Here is a 12,145-nt window from a genome sequence, read left to right on the forward strand (position 1 = left end):
AAAGTAAAATATTGATTTTTAATAAATTATATTGTAAAATCATCTTATGTCTTTTAATACGCATGGTGTAACTTCTTTTACATAATGTGTTGTTAATCTGTATTGGGTTTGCAGATTAACTGAAACATCTAAGTAAGTTTTACTTAGGTGTTTTTTTATTTATTATTAAATTATTTTATATTTTAAAGAAGAGAAAATTTCATACATGGATAATTATATGTTGTTAATATTAACAACATATAGTAGATAAAGATACAAAAAAGTAATATAATAGACTTAGAAATAAAATAAAATTAAATCTCATAAATTACTAGGTAAAAATCGCAATAAGTGGTTTTTACCTTTTTTCATTTATCAATGAATATTACATTAATACAATATTTATTGATGAATATAAAAAAATGGTAATATATAATTACAAAACTAATGAAGAGGAGTTTGATTTACATGAAGGTAATAATAGCAGAGAAACCTAGCTATGCCAAAACAATAGCTATGGCATTATCTAAAACAGGTGAATATTTTAATAGAAAAGATGGATACCTTGAAAGCAATAACTATTATGTAACTTGGCAATTTGGTCATTTATTTAGAAGTTATACAATAGAGGAATATATGAATTCAGATAGTAAAGTTTGGAGAGAGGATATATTACCTTATATAGCAGAGAAATTTATGTTTAAACTTAAAGAGGATACTGGAATTAAGAAACAATATAATGTAATAAGAGAATTAATAAATGATGAAAACGTAGATACAGTCATAGCTGCTGGTGATGCTGATGAAGAGGGCAATCTATTGGTCGCCTTGACTACAAATGATATTTATAAAAAAGATAACATAAACAAGCCATTAAAAAGGCTTTGGAGTACAGACCAAACAGAGCGTACAATACTAGATTCCTTAAATAATTTAAAGGATATTTCAGAATATGAGAATTATACAAATCAAGCATATACAAGAACTTGTATGGATTTTCTATTAGGAATAAATTTAACAAGAAAATTTTCTCTTATGAATAGAAGATTAACAGGCTCTAAAGATATCTTTTCTCTAGGTAGATGTAATACAAGTATTGTAGATATTATTTATGAGAGGGAGATGGAAATTAAAAACTTTAAACCAACCTATTACTGGCAGTTAGAATCACAGGAAGAAACCAATGGAGAAGCAATTAAGTTGGTAGATAAAGATAAATTTGAGATAGATGAAGACACAAGAGCAATAGATGCTGCTAAGTTATTAAACAATAATAAAGCTATTGTTGAAACAGTTGAAAATAACTCTATAAAAAAAGAAGCTCCTAAACTTTTCTCTTTAACTAGCCTACAAGGTATATTATCAGATAGATATAAAATGCCAATGGAGAAGAGTTTAAGTCTTATTCAATCATTATATGAAGCTGGTTATGTCACATATCCACGTACTAATACAGAATATTTAAGTGAAGAGGAAATTCCAAAAGTAAACAACATTATAAATGTGTTGAATGATAAAGGATATAACCTTGTACTTAAAAAGGGAAAAGGTATTTTTAATAATGAGAGAATAGAAAGCCACTCAGCTTTAATAATAACAGATAAGATGCCAGTAGAAGGTTCTTTATCTAAAGAGCAAGAATTGGTTTATAATACTATAAAAAATAGATTTATAGCTAAATTTTTAAATGAGGATACTATTATCAGCCAAACTAAAATTAAAATACTGATTGGATCTAAAAGCTTTGAATTAAAAGGTGAAGTTATTATAAATAAAGGTTACTTTAATTATGAACCTCTTCCAAAAAGTAAGGAAAAAAATACATTACCTAATTTAAAAGAGGGAGATGAAATTAATATAGATTTTAAGCCTATAAAGAAATCTACTACACCACCAGCTAAACTTAATATAAAAACACTTAATGCTATATTAGAGAACCCTTTCAGAAAAGAATATAAGAATGAGGATGAAATATATAAGGACCTATTCTCAGGTATAGAAATAGGTATACCAGCAACTAGAAGTGTATTAATTCAAAATATAAAAAAAGTGGGATATATAGTAGAGGATAAAGGGGTTCTCTCTATAACAGATAAGGGAATATATTTAATAGAAACTTTAAGAGCCTTAAATATAGATATTAGTAAGAATAGAACAGTAGAATTCTCTAAAGACTTAAAACAAGTATTCAATAAACAAATAGAACCTGCAGTAGCAATAAATAATATTAGTAGTGAATTAATAAACATGTTTAATGGAATAAAGGAAGCAGATATAAAAGGCTTTAAAGGAGAGGTTAAGGAGAAGGAGATAATAGGTTGTTGCCCAAGGTGTACAAAGCAAGGAATTGAAAGAAAGATTTTTGAAAGTAGTAAAGCTTATTACTGTGAAGGTTGGAGAGATGAAGAAAATAAATGTGAATTTGCAATATGGAAAGAAGATAAATTCTTCAAGTCAAAAGGTAAAAAACTTACTAAGACTATGGTAAAAAGTATTCTTAAAGATGGTAAAGTCTCTGTAAGTGGTTTTAAGAAAAAGGACAGTTCACAGACATATGATGCAGATGTATTATTAGATGATACTGGTAAGTATGTTAATTTCAAATTGGAATTTAATAAGAAGGAACCAGAAGCTATAGGAGCTTGTTCTAGATGTGCCAAGAAGGGAATTAAGAGAAGAGTATTAGAGAGCAATAAGGCTTATTATTGCGAAGGATGGAAGGATAAAAAAGATAAATGTGGATTTGCTATGTGGAAAGAGAATGTGTTCTTTAAAAATAAGGGGAAAATGTTGAGTAAACCTATTGCTAAGAAATTATTAGAAGATGGAAAAGCTCATGTAAGGGGATTAAAAAAGAAAGATAATAGTGGAGTGTATGATGCTGATGTTCTATTAGATGATACAGGGGAATATGTTAATTTCAAATTAGATATAAAAAGTAAATCATAGATTTTCACGCAAGAAACTTTTAAATAAATTAATTGGCTTATTATTTAATTATGAGGTTTATTTTCCTTGATTGTATCTTACTTATAAATAAAAAATATGTCAAACCAAAATAAACATTAATAATGTTAAAAAAAGTAATAAATATTTATATAAATAAAAAATTATAGACTATCAATTTCTTTATTATTTAACTTCAATGGTTCAAGAGCAAAAATTTCATTAAAAATATATGATTTTATATCAGGAGTTATTGTATATAAGTATTCTAATATTTTAGATTCCATAGGAATTTTAACTATATTCTTTTTATCTGAGTTATTATCAGTAGGAGCTATTGTTATAATTTCATTAATAACATCAGATTTGCTTAAAATATATCTAACACTAGGTTTTTCACTAAATGAAATCTCAACTTTAGTATATTTAAGGAACTTTAATGAATCCTTCACTTGTGAATCGTAGAAAAAGTCCCAAAAGATTTTTAAGGTGGCCATGCTGAAAAGTTTGTCATCAGAAAAATGTTTGTCTATAGCCTTCTCTAAAGTGGTTGCAAAAACGAAATGTTTTTTTGCTATTTCTTGAATATCTAACTCAACATATTCAGTAAAGTTAGCTTGTGATTTTATTTTATTCATTAGAGCATTAGAGATTTCACAGAGATAAGTGTTATATCTAAGCAAAGGATGTTTCTTTAATAATAAATTATACTCCTCATTAGTCAAATCTAAGGCTATTATATTATTACTATATAATTCTTTAGTATAACTCTTTAAAAACTTTAAGAAGCTGCTTAAAGAATATAATGATTTCTTTCTAAATGAATCAACTCTGCTATTTTGATATATTTCTAAAATTTTAATAGCATCTTTTTTATTTATTTCAAGCTCATCTAAATTTTTTAGAAGTAGAGAGTAGGTATCTTCAGTTATAAAATGCTTAGAATAATTAATATTTTTTATAAGAGTTTTAGCCTTTAAATAATTTTTCTTTAAAGTTGAATTTTCACTATCTCTACTACAAACAAACCTCATTTCATCTAAGTGTGGAATTATTTTAGTTTGGACCATTATCCTTGATAAATTTAAAAATTTAGCTATATCTTCTACTGTTAAAAAGTATTCTTCCATCATTTTTGAGTAATACTCTTCAAGTGCTAAAATAATTTTCATTTTAGGAACTGTAATAGTAGAAGATTCAATTTCAGATTCAGGAACATTATTCTTCAACAAAAAATCTTTAGTATCTAAGAATGCATTTATATCAACTGGATCTTCTTCAACCAATTTTATAGCTGCTTGGTAGTATGTATTAACCAATAATTTTTTCTCTGTAGTTTTAATTTTTTTATCATAGAAGAATGTAAAATCATAAAATATTGGTTCATCTTCTGGAATGTTAAGTTCCTGTCTAGTTTCTTTAAATGTAATTTTACTCATTTTATCACCTTACTAATATATTGCTAATATAAACAATATACTACTTAATTTAATTAAAGTATATTGTTTTTTTATTTTTTTAGATAATTTTAATTATAAATAACACTATATTTTATATGTTGTTAATATTTATAACATATAATCAACGAAAATCAAAGTGGAAATATTCATTGATTGAAATAGGTAAAAAATGTAAAATTAATAAAAGGGGGTGATTGTAATAGATAGTAATAATGATATAAGGTTATATACTGTAGAAGAAGCAGCCGCTGAAATTAATATTAGTAAACAAGCTGTTTATAGACAGATAAAAAAAGAAGAGTTTAAAAAATTTATTATTAAAAAAGGTAGAGTTGTTCATTTAACACAGGAAGGCGTTGATTTCTTTAAAGATGGAACAGACCCAAACCTTGAAATAATAAGAAGACAGAAAAAAGAAATAGAGGAATTAAAGCAGGAAAAGAAACAACTATTGTATTTGCTAGAGCAACAAAATAATATAATTTTAAATTCACAGGAATTAGAAAAGAAAGCTTTAAGTAACACAGAAATTTTATTACTACAAAAGCAGGAAGAAATGAGAAAGAGACAGGAACAATATGAATCAAGTAAAAAAGGTTTATTTAAAAGATTGTTCTTTTTCTTTAGATTGAGTGCTGTAAATTAGGAACAAAAAAAGCATCTCTAAAGAGATGCTTTTGTAATAACTAAGAAAAACAATAAATTTAAATAAATTATACCATAAATAGATTTATATATCAATAATGAAAAAAGATGCTATAAAGGCATCTTTTGATAAATTAAATATATAATCAAAATAGGTACAAAGAAATATGATTCATTCAAATGATGTAACTCATTCTAAGAATCTATTTACAAACTTTAATATAATTTTATTATTTAAGTTATTTTCTTTCAATATTGTATAAATAAGAGAATTAAAAAAGAAATATATTTTCATTAATAATTTAATTATTATCTTATATAAAATGCTCGTAAATGATATAAAATAACAAAACAAATTGAAAAAATGCTAAAAATAATCAAGCTCTAGTAAGCTTATTTCATCACCTATTTGTAAATCTAATTCCTTTAACATAGACCCTCCTAATATACTCAATTAATTCTCCATATTCAAAATTCTCAAAAAAATATTTAAATTCTTCAAAACTATTAAACTTTTTTAACATAATATAACTCCTCATTATTATTTACCATTAAATCTGAACTCAATTGTTTTTTTAATTAGAAATTGTTCCTTGTGATACATTAAATTTCTTAGCTATCTCTTTAGCACTTTCATTTGAATTTTTAATGTACTCTAGTATTTCATTTTTATTTTTGATTACTTTTCTTCTATTCCCTTTTACACATCTATAAAGTATACAACAAGCTTTTTTTCATCTATATTTAAATTATTCGCAATTTCTTTAATAGATAGTCCTTCATTATACATTTTTATTATCTTATTTTTTCTATTTTCATATAATTCAAATTTTCGTCTATTAGGAATAATTTTTTGTTTATGTAAATGGTAAAAAATATTTCCCCTAGTGGTGTTGATGACATTTTCAATCTCATTAAGTTTAATTCCTTTTTCATAGAGTCTTTTTATTCCCTTCACTTCTATTTTATTTAACTTATTATCGTTTTTTTATTTTACCTTTATATTCATAACATCCGTCGTAACCAACAATACTCTCGATTATATATCCTTTATTTCTTAAATAAATTATAGCTCCAGTAACATAGCTAATATTAGTATCAACTTCTTTTGCAAGTATATCTCTATTAATTATTTTATATTTTTTTAATAAGTCTAAAATCAAATAAGTCTTTTCTAAATTATGATATACCATTGAAAAAAATCAACTCCTTAATAGAAATTTCAGTATCAGTACAACTAATATTCACTATACCATTAAACTTAGACATATAAGGTTAGGAAATGCTGAAAGAAATAAAAGTTTTTTAATTTTTTATATCTTTCAGCATTAAAAATTATCTAAGTTTTTTAACTTCTTCAATTGTTAAACCAGTTTTCAAAGAAATTATTTCATCATCTAAAACATCCAATAAGTTTTTAGCTATCTTTATAGCTTCTTGCTTTTTGGCTCTATTCAATGCACTTCGTTCATCTAATAATCTTTTTTTTCTTAACTCATATAATCTCCTTTGTTCATCATTGGAGCTTATTTTTATAAGTTTATTTTTTGCAGTTTTAATTTCTATTATATTGTTCTCTGAATTTCTAACTTCTTCACTTTCTGGATTATTCAAAAACTCACACCAAGAAGTCAATAAATCTTTTTCTTTATTATTACTCAATTTAGGTAGCTCTATAAAGTGTATCTCTTCGACATCAGTTAATTCCATATTAGTAAAAATTTCTTTTAGTCTAAAAACACTATGAAAATTAGAAGTCTTCTTTAAGTAGTTAAAATCTAATATATTTATACATACAGTTCTATTTAGTAAATCATAATCTTCTCCCTTACTTAAAGGTTTTGTATACAATTTGCTCCAGTAGTATAATGACCTCTTAATCATATTTTGTTCATTCTTTAGTTGGATTTCTATATTTATCGTTTCTTTTCTATTTGTAGTTGCCAATACATCTAGTCTTGAAAATTTATCAGTTATATATTCTTTTTCTACATCTGTATTTTTAATAGAAACCTCAGTAATTATATTATCATTTGTTGGCTTTAGAACAGCATTCAAAAAAGATACTAAAACCTCCTTATTTTCTTCACTACCAAAAATTTGTTTAAAAATAAAATCCATTTTTGGGCTTAACAACTCCATAGACAACCCTTCTTTCTTTATTATTTCTTTTATATCTTTATTATAAATTAAATTATCCATTTTGAAACTCCTTAACTATTAAATTTTTATATATCAAGGATTAAGTATATTAATCCTTGATAGTAAGTTTTTTAATTAAAGCTAAGTTGTAATATAATCTCCATCCTAACAATTTAAGATAAGATTTTTTTTGGCTATTTATTGTATTTTCAAGATGATGTAAGTTGCGTAATATTAGGTTTTCAAATTCATAAAGACCTACTTCATCTAATAAGTTGTAATAAATTTCTGTAAAATCTGAAACTGATTGAAAACTATTAAAAACTTTATTTTTAATTAAATCTATTGCTTTTTCTAGTGAATAATCTTTCAATAGAGCTAATGCAACTAATTTACTTTCATCTTTTTCTAAATCAAATTCTTTACATAATAATTCTGATAATATTTTCATATCTTTTAATTTTTTTTGGGATTTTCTTTTGATTTTTATTCCTCCTAAAATATATCTTGCAATACCAATATTGACTTTTGTCAATCCTTTGGGTTTTATTAATTTTTTTTAATCTTTGCCGAATTATTAACTGCGTTGTTGTTTTTTTGACGAGCCTTTATAGGCATATGGAGGTGAATTGTAAAATCTTAGTGAAGAAAAAATTTTAGTTGCTATATACGAAGATCTGGCCAATAAAATTTTTTAGTAACGAATTTTACAATTATAACCGAGTATGCTAGGCTTGTTGTTCAAAAAAACAGAAAAATAAAAAGCCATCTAATATGGCTTTTTTCATTTAATTATTGTATAACTTTAATTTAGGTCATTAAAAAATAAGTAATATTTGTTTTATTATGCTTATAAGAGTATATAAATCAAGTACATATAATTAACTCATTCACTATTTCATATTAATATCATTTTTTAATTTTTTTATAATTGTATTACATAATATGATAAGATAAATTATCAAAATTGTTATAGTTAAATTTTTGAAAGTATCTAAAAAAACAATTAATAAACTAAAAAAATTATTCATAAGCTTCCCCCTGTAAAATATACTTTCTTTAATTATACCATAAATTTTATAAAAAGTATTTTATTTACATATATGTATTTTTGTGTAAAATATGATATAATAAATATTATATATTTTTTTAGGGGGATTTTTTATGAAATTAAAAAAAATTGCAACTATATTAACATTCGCTACGGTAATTTAATTTATTCTAGCAATGACTGCGACTGCAACTGAACATAATAATAAGTCTAATGTGAAAATTTCACAACAACAAAATGAAGATTACGAAAAACTTATAGAAAAATTTGATTCAGAAGGTATAGAAAAATCAGTACAAAAAGTTTTATTGGATAAATTAGAAGCTGGAGAACTATGGGATTCTCTAAAGGGTGATTCAATTCCTATTAAGGAAGAAAAGGGAACCGATTTAGATGGTTCGCCTTATATAAAAAAGACATTTGAAGATGGTTCTATTATAAAAGTTTTAGATTATTCAATGAATAATAGACAGGTAAATGTAAATTATGGAACAGTTATATCAAGTTCTTTATATCATACTGAATATAAAGGAGGAAAAGTTGGAGTAGATTTAATGCTAGTTAATTTTGGAATGAAAGTTGACTGGACTTGGAATAATTATAATAAGAGTGTTATAAAAAGTGTGTATTCTCCATGGGCTACCAATTTATCTTCAAAAGGTGATATTACCATAGCTGTTCAGCCTAACACAAGTACAAAAAAAATGCAAGTAAAAGTAAAAGTACCTTCAGGACAAACTGCATATCATCATATAACAGCATATTTAAAATCAAATTCAACATTAGCTGGACTTCATGAATATTAAAATTTAGTTTTAATAATTTTGTTAAATATTAAAAAAATAGGTAAGTTGTACTTATCTATTTTTTATACATAATTTTTAGTTATCTCTGTAGTAGTTTTGGGTTTTAATTTTAATATCTACTATGGATATGAACAAATTATAATATATTTTAACATAAATTCTATTAATTATTAAAATTAACAACAAATTATTAACATTATACCATTTCTATTAAATACCTTTACAGTTAGTAATAAAATAAAAGTGTAGAGAAATTAAACATGTTAAGTTCAACCACATTTATATTATTTAACATTAAAAAAACTATGAGTTTCTTAGTTTTAATCTTACTCTTATCGTTTTAAAAGCCTAGTTTACTTACTTCTTACAAGACTAGGCTTTTTTATATCTTAAAATAGAAGCTGGTAAATTAAATATTAACAGAAAAGAGCTGGTTTCAGTTCTTTTTTTATTAAAAGTTACAAAGGATTTTTTTTAAAAGTATAGAATAAATAAAAAAGTATGTATTGCAAAATAAAAATTGCAATACAGAATATTGGGGGAAAAATGAAATATAATAAGAATTCTGAAATCTTAAAAAAAATTAAAAATGATCAGATTCAAATAAGAATAAATACCAAAGATAAAGAAAATTTAAAAGAATTGCTAAACAACGAAATTTTAAAAATCTTACCGATTATATACTCTACTTGGTTATGAAAGATATTTCACAAGAAGAATTAAAAAAGTTAAAATAAAATTTAATAAAAAAACTATTAGTAAAATCAAATTACCACTATATTCTCATATAAATATTTCAAGATTTTCAAATAAAAATATAAAAAGGAATTATATTATAATTGAATTAAAGATTTAAGCAATATTAAATTGATTAGAAGTTAAAGAAAGTTAATATAAATAATTAATAATGAGAGAGAGGAAATTGTTATGATTAAAATACAAAAGATTAAAGGGATAGATAAAATAGAATTTGATTTAGATTGAGAACTAGATTGCTCTAAATTATGTTCAGCATCTTTTAATGTGAAAATAAGAAATTTCTCAGTGAATAATAGCGAGAAAGAAAACCTTTTAGGGATTATAGATATGAATATTCCAGATGATTATAAGTTAATAATATATTCTAATAAAAAATATAATGTAAATTCAGATTTTATTTTAGAATTAAATGATTATAAAGACTTAATTGATAATAAAGTAAAAGAGAAAAGAGAAAAAATTGAATCTGAGAGAATTGAGTATATCAGAAATGCTTTTAAAATCATGTTAAATTTAAAATTGAATATTTTGATATGGTTGGATATTTAATAAATGGAGTAGATGCTTTTGATGATAACTTTTTAGAATTAGAAGCTGCTATGAATAATAATGATTTAAAAATGCAAGAAAAATATCCTGATATTAAGAGAATAGGAGCTGAGCTAACTTTAGCTGAAATAGTAGAATTAACAAATTTTAAATCTAAGAAAAATAAATAGTTAAGAATTTTTGAAAAGAGGGATGTTGAAAGAGCCTGTAAAATACTTTATGCAATTTAATCTTCTTCTTAAAGATGAATTGGACTTTCAAAATTAAAACTTTGTAATATTAAGTCTAATTTTGATGTTTTATATCTACATAAATATTATACCCATTTTAAGGCAATAATATACAGTGACATAAAAAACAACTTTAGCTGCGGAGATTTTACTCCGTGGCTTTTTTTAGGCATTTTGCGATAAAATATTATCAAATATTATATTTAATTCATTTATAACTAAGTCCCAATTAGCATAATTTCTAGTCCATTTAGAATGAATTTTTTCAGTAGCTAAATACAACATTTTCATTTAATACGGAAAGCCAGAACTTACTGCTTTCATTAGCACCAATCCATATTCCTAAAATTTCTTTATAATCATTTAGATTAACACTTATGACTACATAAGCTGCTTTTACAACAATTTGCTTATCTTCTCTAACCTTATAATGAATAGCATCCATAAAAATAAAGGAATAAGTCTTTTCTAAAGGTCTGTTTTGTCACTTATTAACTAGTGGTAGTATTTTATTCGTAATATTAGACACGGTTTCAGCACTAATCTCAACATCATATAAATTTTTTATCTGTTCAGATATATCTCTAGTGGTTATTCCAGCAGCATAAAGAGAAATGGCTTTATCTTATATTCCATTTATATTTCTTTGATATTTTGGACCTATCTTAGGTTCAAATTCACTACTTCTATCTCTAGGAATATCCAAAGTAATAGGTCCTAATTCTGAATTTATAGTTTTTTAGAATAACCATTTCTACTGTTATTTGAGCTATTAATAGCATTTTTTTCATATCCTAGCATATCATCAAGTTCAGCTGCTAAAGCTTCTTGAAGAACATCCTTAAATAAAGATTTTAATGCTGTTAAACCCTCCGTACTATTACTAAAATTTTGCTCCTTAATATAGTTTCTTAAAAATTCTTTCGATATTTCTGACATAATAAAACAACTTCTTCTTGTAATTTATTATTATCTAAATTCTCTCTAAGAAGAAGTTGTTTATTCAATTTACACAAATTTATTTATAGTGTTATCTGACCCCTTTTGTGGGGTAAAACATTCTTGGAATAAACTATTAACAAATTCTTAAAATATTTTTAATTTTAAATATATTATATATTTCTTAAAATATCTATATAAATTCTACATTTTAATAAACAAATAGCTTTTTTAGAAAAGTAAGTTTAAATATACATTAATATAAAAAATATTTATTATAAATAAAATTATGTTTAAAGGTACTCTAAACAATTAATATTTATAAAATTCTCATTACTTTTAATTATTATTATATAAGATAAAATTAACTAAAATTGAGTATGTTGAAATTATAGTAATTTCACAAACTATATATTACAAAACTCTAAATGAGTTTGAAAAAATATCTAATTCCTTATTATATATATTTGATTATTTATTGTTTTAAATCCATAATTTAAATCACCTATAGCTACATTAACATTTCCACTAACAGGTGCTTCATATACCTTTCCATCTAAAATAACCCTTACATATAATTTATTTGTTCCTGTTTCATTGATTAATTGCTCTGGTGTTATTATTGCTTGGAATCCATTA

General features: G+C 23.9%; 12 protein-coding genes and 1 pseudogene. 5 read left to right on the plus strand and 8 right to left on the minus strand.

Annotated features, from left to right (window positions below; genetic code table 11):
- Positions 1 to 447: 447 nt before the first annotated feature.
- Positions 448 to 2,928: a type IA DNA topoisomerase gene (locus ARA19_RS00895; RefSeq protein WP_084764110.1), complete on the plus strand. Its 2,481-nt coding sequence runs from the start codon at positions 448 to 450 to the stop codon at positions 2,926 to 2,928.
- Positions 2,929 to 3,089: 161 nt separating this feature from the next.
- On the opposite strand, the gene ARA19_RS00900 is transcribed toward ARA19_RS00895, so the two are convergent.
- Positions 3,090 to 4,364 carry a hypothetical protein gene (locus ARA19_RS00900; protein ID WP_055069092.1) on the minus strand — a complete coding sequence of 425 codons (1,275 nt, stop codon included), beginning with the start codon at positions 4,362 to 4,364 and terminating at the stop codon, positions 3,090 to 3,092.
- A 211-nt stretch (positions 4,365 to 4,575) separates the two neighbouring features.
- Here ARA19_RS00900 and ARA19_RS00905 point away from each other — a divergent pair, with 211 nt between their 5' ends.
- On the plus strand, positions 4,576 to 5,031 hold the full coding sequence (locus ARA19_RS00905; RefSeq protein WP_242862366.1) for a helix-turn-helix transcriptional regulator: 456 nt from the start codon (positions 4,576 to 4,578) through the stop codon (positions 5,029 to 5,031).
- 574 nt (positions 5,032 to 5,605) lie between these two features.
- Here ARA19_RS00905 and ARA19_RS18250 read toward each other — a convergent pair.
- The 5 genes from ARA19_RS18250 to ARA19_RS00925 form a co-directional block, all read right to left on the minus strand.
- On the minus strand, positions 5,606 to 5,749 hold the full coding sequence (locus ARA19_RS18250) for an ArsR family transcriptional regulator (protein WP_147574332.1): 144 nt from the start codon (positions 5,747 to 5,749) through the stop codon (positions 5,606 to 5,608).
- Positions 5,731 to 5,988, minus strand: a complete 258-nt coding sequence (locus ARA19_RS17840; RefSeq protein WP_055069093.1) for a hypothetical protein — start codon at positions 5,986 to 5,988, stop codon at positions 5,731 to 5,733. Before ARA19_RS17840 ends, ARA19_RS18250 begins: the two co-directional genes overlap by 19 nt.
- Before the next feature lie 19 nt (positions 5,989 to 6,007).
- Positions 6,008 to 6,223, minus strand: coding sequence for a hypothetical protein (locus tag ARA19_RS00915; RefSeq protein WP_055069094.1), 216 nt, complete (start codon positions 6,221 to 6,223; stop codon positions 6,008 to 6,010).
- A 142-nt stretch (positions 6,224 to 6,365) separates the two neighbouring features.
- Entirely contained in the window at positions 6,366 to 7,172 is an 807-nt protein-coding gene (locus ARA19_RS00920) for an Rpn family recombination-promoting nuclease/putative transposase (protein WP_055069103.1), read from the minus strand.
- Between the two features lie 109 nt (positions 7,173 to 7,281).
- Entirely contained in the window at positions 7,282 to 7,707 is a 426-nt protein-coding gene (locus tag ARA19_RS00925; protein WP_055069095.1) for a hypothetical protein, read from the minus strand.
- Between the two features lie 692 nt (positions 7,708 to 8,399).
- On the opposite strand from ARA19_RS00925, the gene ARA19_RS00930 reads away from it, so the two are divergent.
- The 3 genes from ARA19_RS00930 to ARA19_RS00940 all read left to right on the plus strand — a co-directional run bounded on the left by ARA19_RS00930 (position 8,400) and on the right by ARA19_RS00940 (position 10,507).
- Positions 8,400 to 9,029, plus strand: coding sequence for a hypothetical protein (locus ARA19_RS00930; RefSeq protein WP_147574330.1), 630 nt, complete (start codon positions 8,400 to 8,402; stop codon positions 9,027 to 9,029).
- A 1,023-nt stretch (positions 9,030 to 10,052) separates the two neighbouring features.
- Positions 10,053 to 10,337: a hypothetical protein gene (locus ARA19_RS00935; protein ID WP_147574331.1), complete on the plus strand. Its 285-nt coding sequence runs from the start codon at positions 10,053 to 10,055 to the stop codon at positions 10,335 to 10,337.
- Complete coding sequence (locus tag ARA19_RS00940; protein ID WP_055069098.1) at positions 10,322 to 10,507, plus strand: hypothetical protein; 186 nt, start codon at positions 10,322 to 10,324, stop codon at positions 10,505 to 10,507. Before ARA19_RS00935 ends, ARA19_RS00940 begins: the two co-directional genes overlap by 16 nt.
- 346 nt (positions 10,508 to 10,853) lie before the next feature.
- Here ARA19_RS00940 and ARA19_RS18255 read toward each other — a convergent pair.
- Both ARA19_RS18255 and ARA19_RS17715 read right to left on the minus strand, forming a co-directional pair.
- Positions 10,854 to 11,506 (minus strand): annotated as a pseudogene (locus tag ARA19_RS18255) (IS256 family transposase); the annotation flags it as partial.
- Positions 11,507 to 11,952: 446 nt separating this feature from the next.
- The coding region (locus ARA19_RS17715) for a hypothetical protein (RefSeq protein WP_055069100.1) at positions 11,953 to 12,145 on the minus strand (193 nt) is incomplete at its 5' end.

Origin of the sequence: Clostridium massiliamazoniense, from assembly GCF_001403635.1 — a bacterium.
Taxonomy (GTDB): domain Bacteria; phylum Bacillota; class Clostridia; order Clostridiales; family Clostridiaceae; genus Sarcina; species Sarcina massiliamazoniense.

Excerpts from the sequence above, each read along its gene's own strand:
- ARA19_RS00895 (WP_084764110.1), top strand. The coding sequence starts at position 448 with ATGAAGGTAATAATAGCAGAGAAACCTAGCTATGCCAAAACAATAGCT.
- ARA19_RS00900 (WP_055069092.1), bottom strand. The coding sequence starts at position 4,364 with ATGAGTAAAATTACATTTAAAGAAACTAGACAGGAACTTAACATTCCA.
- ARA19_RS00915 (WP_055069094.1), bottom strand. The coding sequence starts at position 6,223 with ATGGTATATCATAATTTAGAAAAGACTTATTTGATTTTAGACTTATTA.
- ARA19_RS00920 (WP_055069103.1), bottom strand. The coding sequence starts at position 7,172 with ATGGAGTTGTTAAGCCCAAAAATGGATTTTATTTTTAAACAAATTTTT.
- ARA19_RS00930 (WP_147574330.1), top strand. The coding sequence starts at position 8,400 with ATGACTGCGACTGCAACTGAACATAATAATAAGTCTAATGTGAAAATT.
- ARA19_RS00940 (WP_055069098.1), top strand. The coding sequence starts at position 10,322 with ATGGTTGGATATTTAATAAATGGAGTAGATGCTTTTGATGATAACTTT.